This window comes from Bradyrhizobium sp. OAE829 (genome assembly GCF_040546575.1).
In the GTDB taxonomy this organism is placed as follows: domain Bacteria; phylum Pseudomonadota; class Alphaproteobacteria; order Rhizobiales; family Xanthobacteraceae; genus Bradyrhizobium.
The window spans coordinates 1675883-1699306 of the sequence record NZ_JBEPOE010000001.1; the positions used below are offsets into that span (position 1 = coordinate 1675883).

The 23424-nt window shown below is 62.1% G+C and carries 22 protein-coding genes and 1 pseudogene; 10 read left to right on the forward strand and 13 right to left on the reverse strand.

Annotation, left to right across the window (positions count from 1 at the left end):
* Positions 1–57: 57 nt before the first annotated feature.
* The 5 genes from ABIE49_RS08245 to ABIE49_RS08265 all read right to left on the reverse strand — a co-directional run bounded on the left by ABIE49_RS08245 (position 58) and on the right by ABIE49_RS08265 (position 3827).
* The gene (locus ABIE49_RS08245) at positions 58–987 is read right to left on the reverse strand and encodes a class I SAM-dependent methyltransferase (protein WP_192737822.1); all 930 of its coding nucleotides are present in this window, start codon (positions 985–987) and stop codon (positions 58–60) included.
* A gap of 25 nt (positions 988–1012) precedes the next feature.
* Positions 1013–1603 (reverse strand): acyltransferase, encoded by a 591-nt coding sequence (locus tag ABIE49_RS08250; RefSeq protein WP_210337394.1) that lies wholly within the window; start codon positions 1601–1603, stop codon positions 1013–1015.
* Entirely contained in the window at positions 1600–2541 is a 942-nt protein-coding gene (locus tag ABIE49_RS08255; RefSeq protein ID WP_192737823.1) for a Gfo/Idh/MocA family oxidoreductase, read from the reverse strand. Before ABIE49_RS08255 ends, ABIE49_RS08250 begins: the two co-directional genes overlap by 4 nt.
* Positions 2542–2676: 135 nt before the next feature.
* Positions 2677–3192, reverse strand: a complete 516-nt coding sequence (gene nusG, locus ABIE49_RS08260) for a transcription termination/antitermination protein NusG (protein ID WP_192737824.1) — start codon at positions 3190–3192, stop codon at positions 2677–2679.
* On the reverse strand, positions 3189–3827 hold the full coding sequence (locus tag ABIE49_RS08265) for a winged helix-turn-helix transcriptional regulator (protein ID WP_192737825.1): 639 nt from the start codon (positions 3825–3827) through the stop codon (positions 3189–3191). Before ABIE49_RS08265 ends, nusG begins: the two co-directional genes overlap by 4 nt.
* 599 nt (positions 3828–4426) lie before the next feature.
* Here ABIE49_RS08265 and ABIE49_RS08270 point away from each other — a divergent pair.
* The 3 genes from ABIE49_RS08270 (at position 4427) to ABIE49_RS08280 (ending at position 7446) form a co-directional block, all read left to right on the forward strand.
* The gene (locus ABIE49_RS08270; protein ID WP_192737826.1) at positions 4427–5728 is read left to right on the forward strand and encodes an O-antigen ligase family protein; all 1302 of its coding nucleotides are present in this window, start codon (positions 4427–4429) and stop codon (positions 5726–5728) included.
* Complete coding sequence (locus ABIE49_RS08275) at positions 5725–6183, forward strand: hypothetical protein (RefSeq protein WP_192737827.1); 459 nt, start codon at positions 5725–5727, stop codon at positions 6181–6183. Before ABIE49_RS08270 ends, ABIE49_RS08275 begins: the two co-directional genes overlap by 4 nt.
* 231 nt (positions 6184–6414) lie before the next feature.
* Positions 6415–7446, forward strand: coding sequence for an MraY family glycosyltransferase (locus ABIE49_RS08280; RefSeq protein WP_192737828.1), 1032 nt, complete (start codon positions 6415–6417; stop codon positions 7444–7446).
* 34 nt (positions 7447–7480) lie between these two features.
* Here the strand turns inward: ABIE49_RS08280 and ABIE49_RS08285 are convergent.
* The 4 genes and pseudogenes from ABIE49_RS08285 to rfaD form a co-directional block, all read right to left on the reverse strand.
* Positions 7481–9416: pseudogene (locus tag ABIE49_RS08285) on the reverse strand (SDR family NAD(P)-dependent oxidoreductase).
* 146 nt (positions 9417–9562) lie between these two features.
* The gene (locus ABIE49_RS08290; protein WP_192737830.1) at positions 9563–10831 is read right to left on the reverse strand and encodes an O-antigen ligase family protein; all 1269 of its coding nucleotides are present in this window, start codon (positions 10829–10831) and stop codon (positions 9563–9565) included.
* Complete coding sequence (gene rfaE1, locus ABIE49_RS08295) at positions 10828–12300, reverse strand: D-glycero-beta-D-manno-heptose-7-phosphate kinase (RefSeq protein WP_192737831.1); 1473 nt, start codon at positions 12298–12300, stop codon at positions 10828–10830. The genes ABIE49_RS08290 and rfaE1 overlap by 4 nt, the downstream gene beginning before the upstream one ends.
* A 20-nt stretch (positions 12301–12320) precedes the next feature.
* Positions 12321–13301, reverse strand: coding sequence for an ADP-glyceromanno-heptose 6-epimerase (rfaD, locus tag ABIE49_RS08300; protein ID WP_192737832.1), 981 nt, complete (start codon positions 13299–13301; stop codon positions 12321–12323).
* 162 nt (positions 13302–13463) lie between these two features.
* Here rfaD and waaF point away from each other — a divergent pair, with 162 nt between their 5' ends.
* The 4 genes from waaF to ABIE49_RS08320 all read left to right on the forward strand — a co-directional run bounded on the left by waaF (position 13464) and on the right by ABIE49_RS08320 (position 16216).
* Positions 13464–14543 carry a lipopolysaccharide heptosyltransferase II gene (waaF, locus tag ABIE49_RS08305; protein ID WP_192737833.1) on the forward strand — a complete coding sequence of 360 codons (1080 nt, stop codon included), beginning with the start codon at positions 13464–13466 and terminating at the stop codon, positions 14541–14543.
* 77 nt (positions 14544–14620) lie between these two features.
* On the forward strand, positions 14621–15223 hold the full coding sequence (locus ABIE49_RS08310; protein ID WP_192737834.1) for a D-sedoheptulose 7-phosphate isomerase: 603 nt from the start codon (positions 14621–14623) through the stop codon (positions 15221–15223).
* Positions 15220–15762, forward strand: coding sequence for a D-glycero-alpha-D-manno-heptose-1,7-bisphosphate 7-phosphatase (locus ABIE49_RS08315; protein WP_192737835.1), 543 nt, complete (start codon positions 15220–15222; stop codon positions 15760–15762). The genes ABIE49_RS08310 and ABIE49_RS08315 overlap by 4 nt, the downstream gene beginning before the upstream one ends.
* 73 nt (positions 15763–15835) lie before the next feature.
* Entirely contained in the window at positions 15836–16216 is a 381-nt protein-coding gene (locus ABIE49_RS08320; RefSeq protein ID WP_192737836.1) for a cupin domain-containing protein, read from the forward strand.
* On the opposite strand, the gene ABIE49_RS08325 is transcribed toward ABIE49_RS08320, so the two are convergent.
* Positions 16194–17258, reverse strand: coding sequence for a glycosyltransferase family 4 protein (locus tag ABIE49_RS08325; RefSeq protein ID WP_192737837.1), 1065 nt, complete (start codon positions 17256–17258; stop codon positions 16194–16196). The genes ABIE49_RS08320 and ABIE49_RS08325 overlap by 23 nt on opposite strands.
* A 130-nt stretch (positions 17259–17388) precedes the next feature.
* On the opposite strand from ABIE49_RS08325, the gene galE reads away from it, so the two are divergent.
* The 3 genes from galE (at position 17389) to ABIE49_RS08340 (ending at position 21080) form a co-directional block, all read left to right on the forward strand.
* Positions 17389–18402: a UDP-glucose 4-epimerase GalE gene (galE, locus tag ABIE49_RS08330; protein WP_192737838.1), complete on the forward strand. Its 1014-nt coding sequence runs from the start codon at positions 17389–17391 to the stop codon at positions 18400–18402.
* Between the two features lie 108 nt (positions 18403–18510).
* Complete coding sequence (locus tag ABIE49_RS08335; protein ID WP_192737839.1) at positions 18511–20331, forward strand: ABC transporter ATP-binding protein; 1821 nt, start codon at positions 18511–18513, stop codon at positions 20329–20331.
* Between the two features lie 47 nt (positions 20332–20378).
* A complete protein-coding gene (locus ABIE49_RS08340; protein ID WP_192737840.1) occupies positions 20379–21080 on the forward strand; it encodes a fumarylacetoacetate hydrolase family protein in 702 nt (233 codons plus the stop codon).
* A gap of 79 nt (positions 21081–21159) precedes the next feature.
* Here the strand turns inward: ABIE49_RS08340 and ABIE49_RS08345 are convergent, their stop codons facing one another.
* From ABIE49_RS08345 to ABIE49_RS08355, 3 genes are all read right to left on the reverse strand, one after another.
* Entirely contained in the window at positions 21160–21312 is a 153-nt protein-coding gene (locus ABIE49_RS08345) for a hypothetical protein (RefSeq protein WP_192737841.1), read from the reverse strand.
* 168 nt (positions 21313–21480) lie between these two features.
* Positions 21481–22947 (reverse strand): flavin-containing monooxygenase, encoded by a 1467-nt coding sequence (locus tag ABIE49_RS08350; protein ID WP_192737842.1) that lies wholly within the window; start codon positions 22945–22947, stop codon positions 21481–21483.
* 53 nt (positions 22948–23000) lie between these two features.
* A complete protein-coding gene (locus tag ABIE49_RS08355) occupies positions 23001–23417 on the reverse strand; it encodes a nuclear transport factor 2 family protein (RefSeq protein WP_192737843.1) in 417 nt (138 codons plus the stop codon).
* Positions 23418–23424 lie beyond the last annotated feature (7 nt).

A 23424-nucleotide genomic window follows, 5' to 3' on the forward strand; every position in this document is an offset into this window, starting at 1 on the left:
TGTCGTGATTGGCTCGGTCGCTTCGCCACAGGTTCGGCAAAGCGATCATCTATCGGATCAGGCGTGATAGACGCGGAAGCATGCATTGATGCCGGCAACAGCATTGTTGTGATACGGCCATTGCCGATTGTCGAACGTCAGGTTGGACAGGAAATCGCGACTTTCGGGGTCGAATAGCTTGCTTTCGATGGCCTCGAATCGACGGCTTATCAGCTTCATTTCAAGCGATGACATCGAAGCGCCGGCGAATTCGCAGCGTAACCCGGCCTGCGCGGTGAGCGCGATGAATTCAGCCACGCTGTAGCAATTGGAAATCGGACAGTCCGGCCCGTCAGTCGAACGCCGAAATGCCGTCGCCCGGTCAAAAGCCGCGCCCTCGCCATCCACGATCATTCTCACATACGCGACGTAGAGATGCATCCAGATCGAGTCGCGATGATAGACCATGATCTGCATATGACCATCGGGCCGCAAAACCCGCTTGAGCTCCCGCAGAATGCCGACCGGGTCCGGTGTATGATGAACAACTCCGGAAGAATGAATGAGGTCGACCGAACTATCCGCTAGCGGAAGACCAATACGAGCCTCATTCAGTTGAACAAATTCGGCGCCGATATTGTGCAACGCCGCGCGTCGGCGGGCGAACCCCAGCGCGAGGGGCGACACGTCCGCACCAAAGAGCTTCTTTGTTTTGCTAAAATGCCCAAACCCGACAATGTCGTTGCCTGGGCCGCAGCCAAAATCAAGCACCGTGAGACCATCCGCCTTGTCGACCGGCATCAGCTCGATGTAGCCCGGATACTGCGCGTTACGCCACGCGTAGTGCCGAAGCGAGGTGTCGACCGAGTCGAAAATCGAAGACGGTGAATCGACCTTGTACTGCGACCAGTACTCCGCCGACGACATCGCCGCCGACGACGCCGCCGCCGTCGGGGCAGGCTCGGGACGCGCGAGCCGGGCAGAAATCGACGATAGGATCCTGTGCATCTTCAGCCTGCCTACTATGCGTGTTTCAGACTAACTGCAGCAAGCCCGAAGCGGCCTGATGATAGCGTTCCCCGCTTCTCGGGCACACGAGTTCGCTGCCCAGCCGCTCGCCCGCACGGCTCATCCACCCCATCCGCCGCGCCGGATTGCCGACCATCAGCGCAAATGCCGGCACGTCCTTTGTCACCACCGAGCCCGCGCCGATGAAGCAGTATTCACCGAGCGCGTGTCCGCAGACGATGGTTGCGTTGGCGCCGATCGAGGCGCCACGACCAATCGGCGTGGTGCGGAATTCATCCTTGCGCGAGACATTGGCGCGCGGATTGTTGACGTTGGTGAACACGCAGCTCGGGCCGCAGAACACGTCGTCGGCAAGCTCGACACCGTCATAGAGCGAGACATTGTTCTGGATCTTGCAGCCATTGCCGACCTTCACGCGCGGGCCGATCATGACGTTCTGCCCGATCGAACAGCCCTCCCCGATCACGGTGCCGGCCAGCACGTGGCAGAAGTGCCAGACCTTGGTGCCGCGGCCGATGATCGCGCCTTCGTCGACATAGCTCGAGGCATGGATCAGCGCGCCGGGAAAGCGCGGGTCTTCGCGCATCTCGCTCATTTCGCGGCAGCTTTGCGCATCGCGGGATGTCGCCATTCGCGGCCCGAAGTGATCGGCGCGCTTCGGAAGGTCGAGACTATGTCGATGGAGGAGCGCACTTCGTCGAGCCCGAAACCCCGACCGGCGACGATTTCTTCGTAGCTTCGCGTGTGCAGGTCGGTGAACCCTTCAGAGAATTCGATCTCCTCGCCATCGACCGTGATCGAGCGGAAGGTGGTTTTCTTGCCCTGCACCTCGGCCGGCAGATCGTTGCGGTCGACCGAGAGGAACCAGCTGACATCGGCGCGCGCGCATTCCAGATATCCGGCCGCCCGCTCCGGCTCGCGGAGATAGGCCTCGTTGCGTTTCACATTGCCGAATATGAAGCTTAGCATGTCGAAGAAGTGCACGCCGATGTTGGTGGCGACCCCGCCGGACTTCGCATCTTCGCCCTTCCACGACGCGTAATACCAGCGCCCGCGCGAAGCGACGTACGAGAGCTCAACCTTGTGCCGCTTGTTGCTGGTCGCAAATCTCTCGCGCAACGCCAAGATCGCGGGGTGCAGCCGAAGCTGCAGTATGGTCGATATCTTGCGGCCGGTGTCCCTCTCGATTTCGGCCAGGCCGTCGATGTTCCAGGGATTGAGCACCAATGGCTTCTCGCAGATCGCATCGGCGCCCGAGCGCAACGCGAAACGGCAATGCGCATCGTGAAGATGGTTCGGCGAGCAGATCGACACGTGATCGATCTTGTCGCCGCGACGGCGAAGCTTGTCGATATGGCGGTCGAACCGCTCAAACTCGGTGAAGAAATTCGCATCCGGAAAATGGCTGTCGAGGATGCCAACGGAATCATTCGGGTCATAAGCGACCTTGAGATCGCCGCCCACGGCATGGATCGCCTTCATGTGCCGAGGCGCCACGTACCCGGCGGCCCCAATCAATGCAAAGGATAACATCACGGCCTCACTGCAAGCATTCGAGATGGATATTCTCAAGCTACCGCAGTCCGGGTGACTCGAACTGTCACCAGACCACCGGCAAATCTCACGCCAGCACGCGCGATATCGCGCATGCTCGTTCTGTAGCGACCGTCAGGCCGCAGCGACCAGGTCCGCCTCCAGCGAAACCCGAACCTTACGTCCCAGGAGTTCCAGCAGGATGGCGATGCGATCGCGATCGGCCATGCCGTCGAAAAGCCCGAGATTCTCAGCAAAAACACCCGCCAGCACGCGAACTTTGTCGCCGATCGCGAATTTCGCGCGCTGGTCCAGCGTTACATAACCGCTCGCGTCTTCGCGCGCTTTTAGCGCATGGATCACCTGAGCGGCAACCGCCGCGGGATCGGAACCGTTCTGCACGAGGTTCGAGACACCGTATGTTGATTGAACTGACCGCCACCGCTGCGTGGCAATGTCCATTTGCACAAACATGTAACGCGGAAACAGCGGAGCTGCGACCTTGTCGATTTTGCGTGCATGGCTGCGCCGCTTCAGATAGCGCGGCAGATAGATCTCAAATCCCTGACGTATGAGATTGCGCGCGGCCTTTGCTTCCGCATTGACCTGCGTTTGAACCACGTACCAGAGCGCGTCGGGCGCCATCGTCATTGCTTGCCCTCCACGCGTTGGGCGGTGTGCAGCCGGAGCAGCCGCGGAGCCAGCACACGATCGGCACCATAGCGCTCGGTCGCTTCGTCAAAGGCGCGGTGGGCGCCAACAAGGTCCGTGATCAGAACCGCGTCAAACGGTACGGAAACGCGATCAAACCCATCGACAACAGGTATGCCGACAAACAGTGTCTCGTCAGCGCTCGCATCAACGATGGCTACGACGGACACCTCGGAATCGGCAGCGGAAAGAATTGCGATCTCCGCCAAGTCGGATTTGCCACACAACACGAGACTTTTGAGATTGCGCTCTTTCGCCGTTGCAAAAGCCCGCGCACAATCTGCCTTGGCCTCACGGAAGAACGAAAAGGAATAGGTGAGATACTCCACCGTCAGGCGGGACTTTTCCGCAAAGCCTTGCGGAGTCAGGTAATACGCATAACGGCGAGCTGGCGCCTGGCTGACCTTGACATAGCCCTTGAGCACGCAGCGCTTGAGGTAGGCGTTGACGAGGCCGAGCGCGATGCCGAGATCCGACGCGATTCGCCGCTGCGAACTCGCCCCGTCCCCCACCGAACTGAGCAAACCCAACAGTATCCGTTCGTCTTCGCCGCTTTCGCTCGGTAGCGTACGCAATTTGGCCCCCGCAATCGAGCGCGCTTTAGCGCGTTCACGCCGTGAACGTCAAGCGATTTGTTCACGCGATGAACAAACTTCAAGCGATTAAATAATCGGGATATTTCGTCGCGAAATCAATGAGATGGAACCGCGTCAACTCCAGACTACCATCACTCGCTAGGTGGCCCGCTGTGTACGAAGAAGAATTAGGCGATCAAGAGCTAGAGGCCAGGAAAATCCACGTTGGTTTCGCGGTCGATCGCGTCCGTGTTGTTGTCCATCCGAATGTTCTCCGCTGCACTGAAGAACGTGGGGCCCTAGATGTCCCGCTCTCTGCGTGACGACGCCAATCCTTACCATAAGCGGTCGCGCTAGCTACTTGGCTCAAGAAAAACCGGCTCAGCCCTGATCGATCTACGATCTCTATCCCGTCCCCTGGTGATGGCCGGTTTTCTCGGCGTCGTCGCGGAACGTGCCACGGCTCGCGGAGCCGACATGACTGCTCTCGACCGGTCGATGTGCACGACGACATTTTAGCTGTTCAACGGAGCATCGATCCGGCATAACGCCACAATCACCTGCATGCAGGGGTAAGCTACCGATTCCGAGAGAATGCCATGCTGGGTAAGTCCCAGAGCCGAGACCTCGCGAAGTGGACATCGATCGCCGTCACCGTCGCAGCTTTCGCCAAGGTGTTCGTGCCCTTCTACCTGATCGGATCCACTTTAATATTCTCGGCTTCTGTCGCAATCGGTTGCGGACTGATCGCGATGAGCTGGCGGCGGGCCTTCGCAGCGGCGGGAGGCATAACAGAAATCATTGTCGTTCTGGGCCTGTTTTACACCGCGATCATCATCAGTTTTCTAACCCACTCCCTGCCTTTGGTTCCCGTAACCCATCTGCTGGGAATTCTGATTTTTCACGCACTGTTCATGACTTTCGGCTTTGCCGCTGCGCGCGCCGTTGTCGGGGTATTATGGACGCTCGCGGCCGCCGGTGCTGTCTATTTGATGTTCATCGCGCAGCATGTCGTCAGATTTGGCGACCTGATGCGGGATGGCTTCATCCATGATGTGTTTGGTGTTGGTGAGTCGGCAATTTATCTCACCTTTCACCAGAACATTGGAACTGTGCTCTGCTTGGCCGCGCTTGCAGCGCTTGGGCTTAGCTCAAATCGAACAGCGCGCGTTCTCGCATTCTGCGCGTTGCCATTGGTTCTCCTGTTCATGTTTCACATTGCAGCCAGGGGAGCGCTGGTAGCACTGGTATGCAGTCTACTTTTCCTGGTAGCCGCACCTCTTTGGGTGCGTTCAAGGAAGCAAGTCGCGTTTGGCGTTATCGCTGTCGTGATCGTAGCCGGAGTTACATCGAACTGGTTCTATCAGCAGGCGCTCGGGGACAAGGCCGTCGATCCGAATGCGGGAGATGCAATTTCTCGTACTATTCGGGAAATTCAGGATCCTAGACCGGGCTTCCGAATACAGATTTGGGCCAGAACGGCAGCGCGCATCTTGGCGGAACCTGATCGGCTTCTATTCGGCCGCGGCGTTGGCATGTTCCCGGTGAATGACGGCTTTGGTGCGCCCGATTGGTTACTTCGCAACGCGGAAGGGTCCAAACACTATCCCCATAATTTGCACCTCGAACTACTTTATGAAACCGGAATTGTCGGCCTGTTGTTATTCTGCATCATTACCCTGTTTCCTGTGGTGGCCGCCATTAGCCGCTGGAGCCTGTTTTCATCCGCAGAAAGATCCGCGATCGCGCTATACGTATTCAATCTTTCGGGCACCGCGCTTTCCGGCGCATTTGCCTATTCATACAGTTTGCAATTCTTCTTCGGACTTGCCGTTGGAATCATAGCCATGAGACGGCTTGAAAATCCCGCGATTCCTAATCGACGCGCGCGTAATGCGTGACGACGCCATTCACCTTGCCATATGCGGTCGCGCTAGCTGCTCGGCTCAAGAAAGCCGGCTCCGCCCTGATCATCTACGATCTTTATCCCGACACCCTGGTGATGGCCGGATTTATGGGAGTGTCGTCGATGCTGACCCGTGGGTTCCGGTCCGCAAATAAGACCATCATCCGTTGGTTCGACGCCATAGTGGTGATCGGCCGCGACATGAGCCGGAAAATAATCCGCGCAGAAGACGTCGGCTGGGTGGTGCCTCCCGAAGGTCCCGTGGCAATTGCTGCTGCGATCACCGAGGCCGCATCGAATTCGGGAGCACGGCATGGAAAGCCTATCGGGGGCGGTAGAGATTGCTTCGCACCATACCCGCGAAATTACCCTCGGCTCTTATCGCCGTCTCATGAACACGTTATTGAACCGGTAGCCACCTCTGCGATGCCTTCGCTCTTCGTCGATTGATCTACGCGCAGCCTCCCTATATGCCTTGCGGCTGGATATTGCCGCTGACGGACTTTCATGATCGCTACCGATCTCAGACCTATTCCGGTTATCCCGCGGCTTGCCTTGCAGCTGGCCGCGGTTGTGCTGCTCACAGTGCTCCCATCCGGGATGCGAATTGTCGAGCTTGTGGCCCGGTTCACCTGCTAGGTCATCGATACCAAAAATCGGACAATCGCCAATTATGCTCTTATGACCGCCCTCGCACCGACCACATCGCTGGCAATCGCGGCCACGGCCGCGGTGATATGTACGATTCTGATTCTGGCGCTGCGTCCCCTGCTGCAACGCTACGCGCTCACAAGGCCGAATGCGCGATCGTCGCATGTGACGCCGACGCCCCAGGGCGGGGGGTTGGCCGTCATTGCCGCTACCGCCATCGGTGCAGCATTGACAGTTTTGTCTGGCTCGACCGCTTCAGGAACGTCCGTTCTGATCGTGCTTGCTGCAGGTTTCTGCCTCGCTGCCGTAGGCATGGTCGACGATGTTCGCCCGATCCCGGTGATTCCCCGTCTGACGCTTCAACTGGCCGTGGTCGTGGTGCTGTTCACGGCCCTTCCCCCACAAATCCGATTCTTCGAGACCATCCCCGTTGCGATCGAGCGGGCCTTCATCGTGCTGGGGATGCTCTGGTTCATCAATCTCGTAAATTTCATGGACGGTCTTGACTGGATGACGGTTGCCGAGATGGTTCCGATGACTGTCGCGCTCGGTGCGATCGCGCTCCTGGGTGAGGCTCCTGCGAACATTCTGCCGATCGCGCTGGGGCTCGCCGGCGCCCTGTTGGGATTCGCGCCGTTCAACCGGCCCGTGGCCAAACTCTTCCTCGGCGACGTCGGCAGCCTGCCGATCGGCCTGCTCACCGGCTGGTGCCTGCTTGAACTGGCATCCCGTCAACACCTCGCCGCGGCCATTTTGCTCCCGCTCTATTATCTGTCCGATGCGACGATCACCTTGTTTCGGCGGCTGGTTAAAGGCGAACGGTTCTGGGACGCTCATCGATCGCACTTCTATCAGCGCGCGACGGATAACGGGTTCAGCGTCACGCAGGTCATCGCCCGCGTGTTCCTGCTCAATCTCGCTTTGGCTGGCCTGGCGATGACGACGATCGCCGCCTCCTCAAGGAGCATCGATCTGACGATGCTGGCGCTTGGAGCTTGCGTTGTTACCGCCGTCTTGTTTCAGTTTTCGCAAGCGCGCGTTGCGCAGACGGACCAGCGCTAGAGCCCTGTCGAAACGGAAAAGGCGCTGGTCGCGATCAAGCCGCCGTCGATCCGAATTCGGGCACCGCGTCCTTGAGCACCGCCCTGATGGTGGCACGATCATCTCTCGCGATCGCCTCCTCCAATATTGCGAGCCACTTGCGCAGCACCTGCATCGGCGGCTCGTTGGGCTTGGCGGCCATGATGCCCGCCACACCGATCTCGATGGTCGGCTCCTCGCTGGCGAACAGGATTTCGTTCAGCCGTTCTCCCGGCCGCATCCCGCTAAAGACGATTTCGATGTCGTAACCGGGCTGCAATCCCGAAAGCCTTATCATGCGCTCGGCGAGATCGACGATCTTCACCGGTTGTCCCATGTTGAGCACATAGACCGAAACATCGGGACGTGCCGGCGTCATCGCATGCGTCGCGGCCGTGAGCACCAGATCGCAGGCCTCGCGGATGGTCATGAAATACCTGACCATGTCCGGATGGGTGACCGTGACCGGACCGCCCGCCTCGATCTGCGCCTTGAACTTCGGCACGACAGACCCGTTCGACGCCAGCACGTTGCCGAACCGCACGGAAATCAGGCGCATCCGCGGCTTGCCGTCCGACTGCGTCGCCAGGTCATGGTCCAGCGCCTGGCAGTACATTTCGGCAAAGCGTTTGGTCAGGCCCAGCATCGAGACCGGCTCGATCGCCTTGTCGGTCGAAATCATCACCATCGCCTTGGCGCCGGCGGCCAGCGCCGCGTCGGCAACATTGACCGAGCCGAAGATGTTGGTCTTGACCCCCTCGCTCCAGTCCCGCTCGAGGATCGGCACATGCTTGAGCGCGGCGGCATGGAACACGATATCCGGCTTGAACTCGCTCATCAGGCGCACGATCCGCTCGCGATCGCGGATATCGGCGATTCGGCCGTCGATCTCGGCCGTGGTTCCGCTCTCGACCAGCGTTTCGGTGATCGCATAGAGCGCCGGTTCCGAATTCTCGATCACCAGCAGCCGTGAGGCGCCGAACGTCGTGACGCGCTCGCAGATTTCCGAGCCGATCGACCCGCCGCCGCCGGTCACGATGACGGATTTGCCCTTCACCAGGGTTTCGAGCCGCGCGTAGTCGATGGCCTCGCTCGGACGCAGCAGCAGGTCCTCGACGGCAACTGTGGTCAGCCGCGCGCGTTTCTCCGCTTTCCAGCGACGGCAGCCGGCTGACGATCATGCCGAGCCGGCGGGCGCGCATCAGGACCGCCTCGGGCTTCGCTTCCGGCTCGAACGCCGATGGCGCCATCACGAGGCGCGCGATCGGCTTGCCGCGCGCCTCGAAATCGCGAACCACGTCCTCGATGTCGTCGATTCCGCCCAGCACGGGAATGTTGCGAATCAACTGCCCGCGATCGGCCGGCGACGGCGACAACACGCCGACCGGCCAGATGCGTTTGACGGCGCCGCTCTCGATGGCGCGCAGCAGAATCTCGGCGTCCGCAGCGCGGCCGACCAGAAGCGCCGGCGAAGCGTTCTCGGCCTTCGCATGAAGTCGCGCGCGCGTGTAACGAAAGTACCGATAGGCGAACCGCGATCCGCTCAGGAAGAACACCTCGAGAAACCAGTAGAGGATGATGGTGATCTTGCCGATAAAGAACGCCCCCGGCACGTTCGGGGCGACAGGCGTGCCAAGCACGTTCGGCGCAACGAACACGTAGTCGAGCACCACGAGCGCGAGCGTCAGAATCGTCGCCGCGCGCAGGATGTTCAACGCATCCGGCAGCGAAATGAACCGCCATTTCGTCGTGGTGAGATGGGAGAAGTAGCAGACGACAACGCTGAATATGACGAAAAACGGCAGTATGCGCAGCAGCAACGGCAGGCGATCGTAGAACATGTCGCCTTCGAACCGGAGAAAGAAGCTGGCAAGCAACGCTGCGCCGGTCGCAAGCGCATCATGCAATGCGATCAGCAGGTTCCGCACCGTTAATTGGGAAAGACGCGTCATGCCCTTGATCAACTAAACCTGTCCCGCAACGTCAAACCCCGCTGATAGCTCATCTCGATCATCCAAACCAGCGTTTACGGCCGGTGTCGCTGATCCCTGAATCGCTGACCTATCAGCCTGTGGACGCCGGCATGTCGCTTCCGCCCTTAGTATCGGCCCTCAGTATCCTTGGCTCTCAGTATCATGCCGCCGGCCACTCCGACACCCAGCACGTACATCCAGCCCTCGTGGAAATCGAACAGGTGCGAGTTGAACAATGAGCTGAAGAAGTTCTGCAGGACGACCATGAGGCCGATCCAGGCCACCAGGCCTTCGCCACGAAACAACAGCAGATGCACCAGCCACATCGCATACAAGAGGGCGACCCCGATGGAACCCCATTGGACCGCGACGTTAAGCGTCTGGTTATGCGGATTTCCGATCACCTCGCGCTGGACAAGTCCCGCGGGACCGGTGGCGGCGGCCTCGAACAGCCTCCGCGTAGACCCGGTCCCGTGTCCAATGATCGGCGCCTCGGCAAAAAACCGCAGCGACTTCTCCCAGAATACCAGCCGCAAGCCGAGCGACGTCGGCTGGTTGAGTTCCTTGTACAACCGGTATTCTCGCACGAACCTGTCGGTCGTCGCCTGCAACTGGGGCGACGCCGTCCACGCCAGCCCGCCCAGCACGATCGTGATCAGGAACAGGATGACGTTGGTCCGCCATTTCAGGTGCATCAGCGCGAATACCGCGAGCATGACCGGCATGGTGACGAGCGCGGTGCGCGATACGATGACGAACGCCATGTTGGCGATAAAGCTCGCCGCCAGCGCGATCAGCAGCAACGCCTGCCAGAGCTTCTTGTCCCGCAACAGTGTGATGACGGGATAAGCGAGTATGACCGCGCACAACGCAAATTCCTGGCTCTGGTCGATGTAGTTCTTGACGAAAATACCGCGGTCGGCACCTTCCGGCTTGAGCGTCAGGCTTGGATACATCAAGACCAGCCAGGACATCACCATCAGCAGCGCGCAGGAGACCAAAAAGGCGACCAACACCCACATGCCGCGCGCTGAGCGCTCGAAGTGATAGAACAGCAGCGGCAGGACAAGGAGCTTCGTTGCGGGACTGAGGGCGTACCTGCGCACGTCCCATGGCGCGTCAGACCAAAGCGTCCCGACCAGCGCCAACACAAACAGCGCGATCGGCAACGCGCAGATCGGCCGCTTCAGCGATTGCAGAAAAAGCCTCAAATCGAGCGTCGGCGCGACCGCCAGCAGCCAGATCACAGCAAAGATGCCGACCAGCGAGGTCGACCAAGGCAGCGAGAACGCGATCAGCACCGCGAAAATATCGGCGGCCTTCGCCCAGCGGGCGGGATCGCGCCAGGCCGAGAGTGTGTGAGTTGCCGGTGAACTGTCCGCGGTGGAGTTCACGCAGCGCCTCCGCGGGCGCGTTCGACCAGCGAGGTCGTAGAGTGCCCGGCCAGAATATCGATCAACAGCACCTCGCCGCCGCAAGCCTCGACCACCTCGTAGCCGACGACCTGCTCGCGGGTATAGTCGCCGCCCTTGACCAGCACGCTCGGCTTCACGCGCGTGATCAGGTCGATCGGCGTATCCTCTTCGAAGATCGCGACGAGGTCGACCGCCTCCAGCGCCGCCAGCACTTCGGCGCGCGCGCGTTCGTCCTGCACCGGGCGTCCCTCGCCCTTCAGCCGCTTGACCGAGGCATCGCTGTTCAATCCGACGATCAGGCGGTCGCAAGCGCCGCGCGCCGCGGTCAGCACCTTGACGTGGCCGGGATGCAGGATGTCGAAACAGCCATTGGTGAAACCAACGCGCAGGCCCTGTTTGCGCCATTCCGCCAGATGAACGTCGAGGTCGCCGCCTGCGGCCACGATTTTTTCCTCAGCCGCCAGCGACGCATGCGGCAGGATTTTTCGCCGCAGTTCGGCGGGCGTGACGGTGGCGGTGCCCTTCTTGCCGACCGCAACGGCGGCGGCAGCATTCGCCATCCGCAGCGCGGTCTCCCAATCGGCGTTGGCGGCGAGCGTCAGGGCCAGTGCGGCCGCGACCGTATCGCCGGCGCCCGAGACGTCGCGCACCTTCACCGGAAGCGCCGGCACATGGATCGCCTCTCCGCCGCGAACAACCAGCGTCATGCCGTGCTCGCTTTGCGTCACCAGCATGGCTTCGCAATCGGCCAGATACATCGCATCCTGAGCGGCATCGGCGATGCCCTGTTCGCTGTCGGCGCGGCTGCGGGTCGCTTCGGCGAATTCCTTGCGGTTGGGCGTCAGCAATGTCGCGCCGCGATAGATCGCTAGGTTGGCGCTCTTGGGATCGACGATCACGCGCTTGCCGAGCTTCTTGGCGGCGTCGATCACATTGCGGATCACACGCGCCGTCAGCACGCCCTTGGCGTAATCGGACAGCAATACGATGTCGGCACGGCCGAGTTGCGGCAGGATGGCGTCGATCAGCTTTTGCTCGATGTCGGGCGCCGCCGGCTGCGCCAGTTCCCAGTCTGCGCGCAGCATATGGGTGGAAAAATGCTCGGAGACGAAACGCACTTTTCGCGTCGTCGGCCGGCTGGGATCGGTCACCAGCACGGCCTCGATCCGGGTTTCACGCGAAAGCTCTGCCCGCAGTTTCGCGCCCGCTTCGTCCTCGCCGATCAATCCTGCAAAGATGCAGCGCGCACCGAGCGAGGCGATATTGCGCGCCACATTGCCGGCGCCGCCGACATTGGTCTCGCTGCGCTGGACCGCGATGACGGGCGCGGGCGCCTCCGGCGAAATCCGTGAGACCTCGCCATAGATGAACTCGTCCAGCATGAGATCGCCGACGCACAGCACGGTGCGGCTGGCAATGGCATGCGACAGGGCGTCAAAATCGAACATATGGTCTTACCTGTGGCCCGTCAGCGGAAGCGGTCGGCGCGGTCAAGGAAACCCTTCACGTAGGCGTCGACCGCGTCTTCCAGCGCCGTGAAGCCGCCGTTATATCCGGCGTGCTGCAGCCGATCGACTTCGCTCTGGGTGAAATATTGATAGCTGCCGCGGATCTGTTCGGGCATGTCGACATACTCAATGTTCGGTTTGGCGCCGAGCGCGGCGTAGGCCGCGAGCATCAGGTCGCGAAAGCTGCGCGCGGTGCCGGTTCCGACGTTGAACAGACCGCTGACATGAGGCGTCGCCAAGAGCCACATCGTCACGCGAACGACGTCGTCGACATAGATGAAATCGCGGCGCTGATCGCCATCCGCAATGCCTTCGCGGTGCGACTTGAACAATTGCACGGGGCGACCGGCTTTGACGTCGTCGAAGCGCCGCGCCAGCACGCTCATCATCGTGCCCTTGTGATATTCATTGGGCCCGAACACGTTGAAGAATTTCAGCCCGGCCCATTGCGGCGGCAACCGCTCGCCGCGCGCGGCGCGTTCGGCCACCGCCATGTCGAACAGATGCTTGCTCCAGCCGTACAGATTCATCGGCCGAAGTTTTTTCAGGTTTTCCACGGACTGGTCATCGCGAAAGCCTCGCTCGCCATCGCCATAGGTGGCCGCAGAGGACGCATAGATCAGCGGCGTCGCGTTCGCGGTGCACCAGTCGAGCAGCCGCATCGACAATCGGAAATTGGTTTCAATGACGAGATCGCCGTCGGTCGCCGTCGTCTCGGAAATGGCCCCGAGATGGATCACGGCGTCGAGCCGCCGGCCCTTCAGCCAGTCCATCAGTTCCGCCGGCGGGACAAAGTCGGCAAGCTGGCGCTTGGCCAGATTATGCCATTTGCCGTCATGGCCGAGGATGTCGCACACGGCCACGTCGGTGCGGCCCGCGTCGTTCAACGCGGCCACGACGTTCGATCCGATAAAACCGGCGCCACCGGTCACCAGTAACATGCCGTCCCCTGCCTGATTGTGCGGCGCCAGCTTTGCCCCAGTCCTGCCCGGCAGGCAACTTGGGTTGTGGGCCGTGGTGAAGACCGCGGGCACGACTTTACCTGCCGGTGCGGAGCAGTTACCGACGGAGCCGGAAAAGACCAGTCGTCAGACACCAAAGATATGAATAAAGATTCAATAGATGGGATCGCGATGCAGGATGCGGCCGACACCCGACCGATCCTGATCATCCCCTATATGTGGATCGGCGACTTTGTCCGCGGCCATACGGTGGTGCGGGTCCTGAAGGCCCGTTGGCCGAATCGGCCGGTCGATTTGCTGGTGACCTCCCTGTGCGCGCCCCTGGTCGATTACATGCCGGGCGTCCGCGCCGGGATCGTCTGGGACCTGCCGCGCAGCCGGCTGGCGGTGGCCAGGCAGCAGGGTCTGGCCAGGGAATTGCGGTCGCGGGGCTACGCGACCGCCCTGGTCCTGCCCCGGACCTGGAAGGCGGCGATTGCGCCGACGCTGGCCGGTATCCCGGAACGGGTAGGCTTTTTCGGCGAAGCCCGGTTCGGGCTGATCAACCGGATGCGCTGGGGCGAAAAGGCCCTGCCCCGCTTTATCGACAAGAATGCCGCTCTGGCGCTGCCCGACGGCGCGGCATTGCCGCCGGAATGGCCGGTGCCGCAACTGGCCGTGCCGCCGGAGGATGCCAACCATTGGCGGCAGGCCAATGGGCTGGGTACGGGGCCTGCGGTGGCGCTGGGCCCCGGTTCCGTCGGAGCGTCCAAGCGCTGGACCTATTTTCCGGAAGCCGCCCGGCTGCTGGCAGAACGCGGCTTTGAGGTCTGGGTGGTCGGCGGTCCCGGCGAAAAGGCGCTGGCGCAGGAGATCGTGGCCGCCGGGGGACCCCGAATTCGCGACCTCACCGGGTCGGATCTGCGCAACGGAATCCTGGCGATGGCGGCGGCCAGCGTCGCCATCTCAAATGATTCCGGCCTGATGCACATTGCGGCCGCGATCGGCACGCCGACCATGGGCATTTTCGGGCCGACCAGCCCCTATCTCTGGGCGCCGCTGAACGGCCTGGCGGCAACCGTCCTGCAAACCAGATCGCAGCTTGCCTGCCAGCCCTGCCAGCGCACGGTCTGCACCATGAACGAGCATCGCTGCATGCGGGACATCCCGGCATCCGACGTGGTCGAGATCGTGCAGCGCGTGCTTGGCGAAGCCCGCGCGCGTGCACATCAACCCTCGTGAGCTTGCGCGTGAGCCGCGCGATCAGTACCAAGGCCTGCCAAGGCAGAATTCGCGCGTTGCAACCCTGACGGTGCATCTTGAACCAGAATTCGAAAGACCCGATCGCGGCCCATCTGAAACAGTCGCTCATCGCGCTGGAGCGCGCCAATAGCGATGCGGCGCTGCTGGCCGTTGCGCATGCGATTGCGGGCGCGATCATTGCGGCGCTGCGCGCCGGCAACAAGCTGCTGATCATCGGCAATGGCGGCAGCGCCGGCGACGCCCAGCACATCGCCGCCGAAATCGTCGGCCGCTACAAGCAGGAGCGGCCCGGCTACGCCGCCATCGCGCTCACGACAGACACGTCGGCGTTGACCTCGATCGGCAATGATTACGGCTTCGAGCAGATTTTCGCGCGCCAGGTCGAAGGCCTCGGCGTGCGCGGCGACGTGCTGCTCGCACTCACCACCTCGGGGCGCTCTCCAAACATTCTGGCGGCATTGCGCAAGGCGCGCGAGCGCGGTCTTGTCACGATCGGGTTCACCGGGGGCAAGGGCGTGGCGATGGGCGCGGATTGCGACCATCTGCTGGTGGCGCCGACCGACGACACGCCGGTAGTGCAGCAAATCCATCTCGCCATCGGCCACGGCATCTGCGACGAGATCGAACAGGCGATGATGCGCGAGGCCTCGAAGAAATGAGAGGTGCCGACCTCGCCCGCTCGATTCAGAAGCCCGCCGCCTTCCTCGACCGCGACGGCGTCGTCAACCATGACGACGGTTATGTCGGAACGCAGGAACGGATTCGCTGGATGCCGAATGTGGCAAAGGCGATCCGGCGGCTGAACGATGCCGGTTACTTTGTGTTCTTCTTCACCAATCAGGCCGGCATCGCGCGCGGTTACTTCACCGAAGCCGAACTCAACACGCTGCATGACTGGATGCGCGCCGAGCTCGCGGCGCAAGGCGCCGTCATCGACGACATCAGGTACTGCCCGCACCATCCGGAAGGCACCGTCGCCGGCTATCTCGAAAATCATCATTGGCGCAAGCCAAGCCCCGGCATGATCCATGATCTGATGCAGCACTGGCCGGTGCGCCACGCCGGCAGCTTCGTCATCGGCGACCGCCCGACCGATATCGAGGCCGGGCAAGCCGTCGGCCTGCCGGGCTTTCTGTTCGCCGGCGGCGACCTCGATGCATTTGTCGCCAATATCCTGCAGCAAACACACGTCTCCTGACATGGCTGATCAACCGCGCGGCGTTGGACCGGAAGAAGCGCGGGCGAAGGGCGTCTCGATCGAACACAACGAAATGCCAAACGGCGAATTTCGATTTCGCCTCAAGCACGACGATGGCACTGCCTATATCCGGACCGAGGCGATCGACAGCGGCGGCTGGCAAAAGAGCCATTATCACCGCAACGTTCGCGAAACCTATATCGTCCAACGGGGCAAAATGGCTCTCGCCGAACTGGTCGAGGGGGCCTTGAAGATCCGCATATTCGGACCGAACGAGATATGCACCACCGAGCCGAACGTTTCGCACAACGTTTACATGTATCGCAATTCGGTCATTCACACCGTCAAGCACGGCGAGGCCGGCGATAGCGCCGATTGGCACTCAAATCCGCTTCTTGATGAGAAAACAGCTCATCTGGATGAATCGGACATCACGCGTTTGGAGACGAAATAGAAAGCCCGCGATAAACCTTGGCGATCGCATTCGCCTCCGCATCGAGACTGAACTTCTCCAGCACGCGCGCGCGCGCCCGAATTCCCATCGCCGCCGCCGAGGCAGGATCGCGCATCAGCGGCTCCAGCGCCGCGACCAGCGCATCAGCGTCGCCGGGCGGCGTCAGCACGCCGGTGACGCCGTCCTCGACCACGAATTCGGCCGCCCCCGCCCGTGACGCCACCAATGCCGCGCCGGATGACATCGCCTCGATCAGCGTCAGTCCAAAGCCTTCGTTGCGCGAGGTGAAGGCGTAGATCGTCAGCCGCTGATACCAGCGCTGCACTTCCTCGATCTCGATCTCTCCGGTGATGATAATTCGTGACTGCAGGCCGGCGGCCTCGATCTGCTTTTTCAGGCCGTTCGCAAAGCCTTGCTGCTCGGGCACGACAGCACCGACAATGACGGCCGTGAAATCCGGATAGCGCGGCAGCAGCCGGCACATCGCCTCCACAAAGACGTCGCTGCCCTTTTGCGCACGGACGCGGCCGAAGCAGCCGATCGCATAGCGGCCCGGCAATCCGCTTTGCGCAAACGCCGCTGCGCGATCGGCCGGCGGCGCATAACTGATGGTATCGACGCCATGCATCACGACCGTTGATTCGCGCTTCAGGAAGGAAGCCGAGAGCGCGCTGGTGGCGATGATCGCGTCCATGCGCCGGATCAGCCAGCGGGTCAGCGATTTATGATGCCGCTGCGCCGCCGACGTGAACACGAGCTTCAGCGGCCAGCCGAGCGCGCGCAACAACACGCCGGCAATCATTTCGTCGTTGCGCCGCGCGTGCCAGATCAGCGGCGTGCGGCGGCGCCAGAGTTTTGGCAAATCGCCGAACCCCATCCGCGCAATGCCGTCAGGGGCGTGGGAACCGAGCCATGCCGCGCGAAACATTTGGGCGAGCTTCGGCGCCACCATCCGGTTGGTTGCCGTGACGCCGGAATAGCGCCTGTGCAGATTCGGCACGATCAGCTGCAGATCATCGGCTGAATTGTTCTCGATCGGCACGTCCGGCTCCGTTTACATGGGTTCCTATACGCAACATTAAGCATAGTGGCCAGTTCACTCATGCCGAAACCCACTCTTCACCGCGCCCCGGCTAGCATCGGCGGCAACAACTGGGAGAGAGGGTAAGCCCATGACCGTGCTTGTCACCGGTGGCGCCGGCTATATCGGAAGTCATATGGTTCACGCGCTGGCGGACGCCGGCGAAAGCGTCGTCGTGATCGACAATCTCTCCACCGGATTCTCCGCCTTCCTGCCCGAGGGCGTGCCGCTGTTCATCGGCGACGCCGGCGACGAAAACCTCGTCGAGGGCGTGCTGTCCCAGCACGGCGTCGAGAGCATCATCCATTTCGCCGGCTCCGTGGTGGTGCCGGATTCGATGCGCGATCCCCTGGCCTATTACCGCAACAACACCATGACGACGCGCAGCCTGCTGAACGCAGCCGTCAAGGGCGGCGTCAACCGCTTCATTTTTTCGTCGACCGCCGCCGTCTATGGCAATCCGGACCAGGTGCCGGTGCCCGAGCATGCGCCGACGCGGCCGCTGTCGCCCTACGGTTCTTCCAAGCTGATGACCGAACTGATGCTGCACGACGTCGCCGCGGCGCATGATCTGAAATATGTCGCGCTGCGTTACTTCAACGTCGCCGGCGCCGATCCGAAGGGACGCGTCGGCCTTGCCACCGTCGGCGCGACGCATCTTTTGAAGATCGCCGTCGAAGCCGCCACCGGACAGCGCGCCAAGATCGACGTGTTCGGGACCGATTACCCGACGCCGGACGGCAGCTGCATCCGCGATTTCATTCACGTCAGCGATCTCGCGCAGGCGCACCTCGCTGCGTTGTCGTATCTGCGCAGCGGCGGAGATTCGGTGACGCTGAACTGCGGCTATGGCCGCGGCTATTCGGTACTGGAGACCATCGAAGCGGTCCGCCGCGTCGCCATGCGCAATTTCGCGGTCCAGTACGCGCCGCGCCGGCCCGGCGACATCATGACCATGGTCGCCGACACCAGCCGCATCCGCTCGACGCTGGACTGGACGCCGCAATATGATGATCTCGAGACCATCGCCACCCACGCGCTGGCCTGGGAAGAGCGGCTGTTCCACGAGCGCGGCGGCCTCGGCCGGCACGCGGAATCAGCGTAAAATCAAGCTGTTATTTGGCTTGAAAAACCGCCATTTAGCGGGCAAGCAGTCACCGTAGCAGCCCTGACACGCGGGTCATTCATGCCCAGCGCCGTCAATGGAACGCGGATGACCGAACTTCCCAAAGAAACACCGAGAAAAATCACCGACGACCCCTATGGCGCAGCGATCCTGATTCGCCGCCTGGTGGCCGAACAGGGCCTCGCCTATTGGCGGCGCTACCTGCTGGCGTTCGCGCTGATGGGGGTTGCGGCGGCGACGACGGCCGGTTCCGCCTATTTGCTCGGCGAAGTCATCAACAAGGCCTATGTCGACAAGGACGTGCGCGGGATCGCGATCCTGTCGCTGGTCACCATCGTCATCTTCACGCTCAAGGGTGCGGCGACCTACGGCCACACCGTGATCCTGTCGCAGATCGGCAACGCGATCCTGGCCAACAACCAGCGCCAGCTGTTCGCCAAGCTGATGAGCGAAAACATCGCCTTCTTTTCCGAGCGGCATTCCTCGGAATTTCTGGCGCGGCTGACCGCCGGCGCCACGTCGGTGACACAGGTCCTCAATCTCCTGATCAACGCCATCGGCCGCGATCTGCTGTCGCTGATCGCGCTCGTCGTCGTCATGCTGATGACGGACCCGTACATGGCGCTGCTGGGTTTCGGCGTCGCCCCGCCGGCGATGCTGGTGCTGCGCAAGCTCGTCAAGCGCATCAAGGGCCTTGCGCATAACCAGTTCTCCGGCACCGCCGACATCATGGAAACCATGCAGGAATCGCTGCAGGGCATCCGCACCGTGAAAGCGTTCACGCTCGAGCAGGCAATGCGCGAGCGCATCGACGCCAGCATCACCGCCGTCGAACGCAACGCCAACAAGATGGCGCGGGTCTCCAGCCGGTCGAGCCCCCTGATGGAAACGCTGGGCGGTTTCGCGATCGCCGCGGGACTGATGTATGGCGGTTATCGCGTGGTCGCGATGGGCGCCTCGCCCGGCCAGTTCTTTTCGTTCCTGACCGCATTCCTGCTGGCCTATGAGCCGGCCAAGCGGCTGGCGCGGCTCAATATCGAGTTGAACAGCAATCTGATCGGCGCGCGCAAGCTGCTGGAGATCGTCGACAGCCCGCCCACCGAGCCCGCCGACGACGACAAGCCGGCCCTGAAGCTCTCGGACGCGCGGGTCGAGTTTCGCGACGTGACCTTCGCCTACCGGCCAAGCGAGCCGGTGCTGCGCCGCATGAGCTTCATCGCCGAACCCGGCAAGACCACCGCTTTGGTCGGCCCGTCCGGCGGCGGCAAATCCACCGTGCTGGCGCTGCTGCTGCGGCTCTACGAGGTGGGCGACGGCGCCATCCTGATCGATGGACAGGCGATCTCGGGCGTGTCGCGGCATTCGCTGCGCCAGCAGACCGGCTATGTCGGCCAGGACGTTTATCTGTTCCGCGACACGATCGGCGCCAACATCGCCTTCGGCAAGGTCGGCGCCACCAGGGACGAGATCGAGGCCGCCGCCAAGGCCGCCTGTGCCCACGACTTCATCATGGGTTTTCCGCTCGGCTACGACACCCCGGTCGGCGAGCACGGCACGCAGCTGTCCGGCGGCCAGCGCCAGCGCATCGCGGTGGCCCGGGCGCTGGTCAAGAACGCGCCGATCATCCTCTTGGACGAGGCCACCGCCGCGCTGGATTCGGAATCCGAGAAAGCCGTACAGGAAGCCATCGAGCATCTGTGCCGGAACCGGACCACGATCGTGATCGCCCACCGCCTGCACACCATCATGCACGCCGACGCCATCCTGGTGGTCGAAGGCGGCGAGATCGTCGAGCGCGGCCAGCATGACGACCTGTTGCGGCGCGGCGGGCGCTACGCCTCGTTCTTCCGCCTGCAACAGCGCGACGCCGGTCACCCCAGTCTGGCGCCGATCAGCGCAACCGCGTAAAGCTATCGCCGCCGTTCCACCCCAAAACCCGTCCAGAGACCCATTTCATGAACGCCGCATCCTACGTCATTCCCGTCCCCCCGCAGCCGTCGCTTCCCGTCGTCGGAGAGACAAAGTCCTATCCCGTGCGCCGCATCTGGTGCGTCGGGCGCAACTATCTCGAGCACATCCGCGAGATGGGCAATGACGAGCGCGCGCCGCCGTTCTTCTTCGCCAAGCACGCCGACATGCTGGTGCCTGACGGCGCCACCATTCCCTATCCGCCGCTGACCAAGGACCTGCATCACGAGGTCGAGCTGATCGTCGCGATGAAGAGCGGCGGCCTCAATATTCCCGCCGACAAGGCGCTCGACCATGTCTACGGCTATGCCGTCGGCATCGACCTGACCCGCCGCGACCTGCAGATCGCCTCGCGCAAGAAGGAGCGCCCGTGGGAAGTCGGCAAGTCGTTCGACTATTCCGCGCCCTGCTCGGCGCTGCAGCCGGCATCAAAGATCGGCCATCCCGCCAAGGGCAAGATCTGGCTCACGGTCAACGGCACCGAAACGCAAAAGGGCGATTTGACCGAGCTGATCTGGAACGTGCCGGAAATCATCTGGCAGCTCTCGCAGCAGGTCGCGCTCGCCGCCGGCGACATCATCATGACGGGAACGCCGGCCGGCGTCTCCCAGCTCAAGCCGGGCGACAAGATCGAATGCGGCGTCGATGGCGTCGGCACGCTCAAGGTTGCGATCGGCAATCCGGAATAGGCGGTTCCGATCTTCTATGCAAAGAGCAAAGCCCCGGGACCAGCTCCGGGGCTTTTTCATTACTGCGGTGTAGGAGCAATCAGCTCCGCATCGCCTGCAGGCCCTTGAAGGTCAGCCGCTTGGGGTCCGTGACGCCGGCCAGATAGAGCCTGCGGATAAAGGCAACGACCGCGTCGCGGTCGCAATCGGTCAATGCAACCACGGCATCGACGGCAATTCGCTGGGCGTCCATGGGCTTCCTCGTGCTGTCAGTTAGCCTCAGGCCAGACAGCGTAGGCGGCACCGGTTAATCCGGTGTTAACCGTTGGAGCAGACTGAACGATTTGCACGGGCCCGCGTATACGCGAAATTACGCAGGGCGCTTTCCGGCTGGCGCCACTGACAGCCCGCGGCGAGGCCGTCACGAATATTGCATCACCCCGTCGTCGATCTTGCCGTAGCGCAGCGTGACGATGTCGAGGGCGTAGTTCTGGTAGAGCCGCCACGGTCGCTTCGAGCCCTGCTTGGGCATCTGCGCGATCGCGCGCTGCACATAGCCGGACGAGAAATCCAGCGAAGGCAGTTCCGATATCGAGGGATCGAGGTTGTGCGGCACGCATTGCTTGTAGCCGCGCCGGTCCATGTAGTTGATCAGGCGGCAGACATATTCGCAGGTGAGATCGCATTTCAGCGTCCAGGACGCGTTGGTGTAACCGAACGCGGAAGCCATGTTCGGCACGTCCGAATACATCATGCCCTTGTAGTTCAGCGTTCTCGAGAAATCGACTTTCCTGCCGTCGACGCTGACTTCGAGGCCGCCCAGCACCTGCAGGACAAGCCCCGTCGCGGTCACGATGATGTCGGCTTCGAGTTCGCCGCCGTCCTTCAGCCGGATGCCGTTCTTCGTGAAGGTGTCGATCTGGTTGGTGACGACGGAGGCCCGCTTGTCCCGGATCGCCTTGAACAGGTCGCCATCAGGCACCAGGCACAGCCGCTGGTCCCAGGGATTGTAACGCGGCGTGAAATGCGTCGCGACGTCGTAATCCGGCCCGAGCGCCATCTTGACGCCGCCGAGGATCAACTCCTTGACGCGCTCGGGCTTGCGCCGGCAGAGCTGGAAGAAATACATGCCGAACAGCACGTTGCGCCAGCGGATCATGTGATAGGCGAGCTTTGCGGACAGATTGCGCCGCAGCTTGTTGGCGAGCGCGTCTTCCGCGGGCCGCGCCACCACATAGGTCGGCGAGCGCTGCAGCATGGTGACGTGGGACGCGGTCTTGGCCATCTCCGGCACCAGCGTTACCGCTGTCGCGCCCGAGCCGATCACCACCACGCGCTTGCCGGCATAGTCGATGTCTTCTGGCCATTTCTGCGGGTGCACGATGCGGCCGGCGAAATCCGCTGATCCTGCAAACTCCGGCGTGTAGCCTTCCTCGTATTTGTAATAGCCCGAGCACATGAACAGGAAATTGCAGGTGAAGCGCACGGTCTCGGGGCCCCCCTCGCCCTCCTTGCGCTCGGCCTCCACGGTCCAGCGCGCATCCTGCGACGACCACGACGCGCGTTTGACGCTGTGGTTGAAGCGTATCTTCTGGTCGATGCCGTTCTCGACGGCGGTCTGCCGCACATAGTTGAGAATGTTCGGCCCGTCGGCGATCGCCTTCGGCTCGGTCCAAGGCTTGAACGAATAGCCGAGCGTGAACATGTCGCTGTCGGAGCGGACGCCGGGATAACGAAACAGGTCCCAGGTGCCGCCGATGCAGTCGCGCCCCTCGAGGATGGCGTAGCTCTTGCCGGGGCATTTCTGCTGCAGATGAAAGCCGGCGCCGATGCCGGAGAGCCCGGCGCCGACGATGAGGACGTCGAAATGTTCTGCAGCTTCGGTCATGGCGCTCTCCCTGCCCGATGGTATGAGCAGGGCAACCGAAATAGCAACCGGCTTTATGTGGCCGCTGCAGCGGCACAGGCCGTGTCGAAATACTCGTAGAATTCAACCGCCTTGCCGTCCTTGAAGCGCCAGAAATCCACCTTCGGCGTTTCGGCGGTTTTCCCGGTTTTCTTGTAGGTCCATTTACACGAGCCGCGCGCGACAACGGCGTCGCCCTGCGCGACATATTCGTCGATCGTGTAGTGCACCATCGCCCAGTCGGCCAGCAGCCCGTCGAAATAGGCGTGCAAGGCGTCGCGGCTGCTGTATTCGGTTGCAAAGGCCAGCGGAGCCACGCCGCGGGGCACTGAACCCCATCTGACACCGGGATCGCAAATGCTCAACAATTGTTCGACGCTGCCGCCCTTGCTCTCGTGCCACTGGCGGTAGGCATCCTTCAGGATCGCGACATTGGCTGCTTCGTTCGACATGGCTCTC

Excerpts from the sequence above, each read along its gene's own strand:
- ABIE49_RS08245 (WP_192737822.1), bottom strand. The coding sequence starts at position 987 with ATGCACAGGATCCTATCGTCGATTTCTGCCCGGCTCGCGCGTCCCGAG.
- ABIE49_RS08250 (WP_210337394.1), bottom strand. The coding sequence starts at position 1,603 with ATGAGCGAGATGCGCGAAGACCCGCGCTTTCCCGGCGCGCTGATCCAT.
- ABIE49_RS08255 (WP_192737823.1), bottom strand. The coding sequence starts at position 2,541 with ATGTTATCCTTTGCATTGATTGGGGCCGCCGGGTACGTGGCGCCTCGG.
- nusG (WP_192737824.1), bottom strand. The coding sequence starts at position 3,192 with ATGACGATGGCGCCCGACGCGCTCTGGTACGTGGTTCAAACGCAGGTC.
- ABIE49_RS08270 (WP_192737826.1), top strand. The coding sequence starts at position 4,427 with ATGCTGGGTAAGTCCCAGAGCCGAGACCTCGCGAAGTGGACATCGATC.
- ABIE49_RS08280 (WP_192737828.1), top strand. The coding sequence starts at position 6,415 with ATGACCGCCCTCGCACCGACCACATCGCTGGCAATCGCGGCCACGGCC.
- rfaE1 (WP_192737831.1), bottom strand. The coding sequence starts at position 12,300 with ATGTTCGATTTTGACGCCCTGTCGCATGCCATTGCCAGCCGCACCGTG.
- rfaD (WP_192737832.1), bottom strand. The coding sequence starts at position 13,301 with ATGTTACTGGTGACCGGTGGCGCCGGTTTTATCGGATCGAACGTCGTG.
- waaF (WP_192737833.1), top strand. The coding sequence starts at position 13,464 with ATGAATAAAGATTCAATAGATGGGATCGCGATGCAGGATGCGGCCGAC.
- ABIE49_RS08315 (WP_192737835.1), top strand. The coding sequence starts at position 15,220 with ATGAGAGGTGCCGACCTCGCCCGCTCGATTCAGAAGCCCGCCGCCTTC.
- ABIE49_RS08320 (WP_192737836.1), top strand. The coding sequence starts at position 15,836 with ATGCCAAACGGCGAATTTCGATTTCGCCTCAAGCACGACGATGGCACT.
- galE (WP_192737838.1), top strand. The coding sequence starts at position 17,389 with ATGACCGTGCTTGTCACCGGTGGCGCCGGCTATATCGGAAGTCATATG.
- ABIE49_RS08335 (WP_192737839.1), top strand. The coding sequence starts at position 18,511 with ATGACCGAACTTCCCAAAGAAACACCGAGAAAAATCACCGACGACCCC.
- ABIE49_RS08340 (WP_192737840.1), top strand. The coding sequence starts at position 20,379 with ATGAACGCCGCATCCTACGTCATTCCCGTCCCCCCGCAGCCGTCGCTT.
- ABIE49_RS08345 (WP_192737841.1), bottom strand. The coding sequence starts at position 21,312 with ATGGACGCCCAGCGAATTGCCGTCGATGCCGTGGTTGCATTGACCGAT.
- ABIE49_RS08350 (WP_192737842.1), bottom strand. The coding sequence starts at position 22,947 with ATGACCGAAGCTGCAGAACATTTCGACGTCCTCATCGTCGGCGCCGGG.
- ABIE49_RS08355 (WP_192737843.1), bottom strand. The coding sequence starts at position 23,417 with ATGTCGAACGAAGCAGCCAATGTCGCGATCCTGAAGGATGCCTACCGC.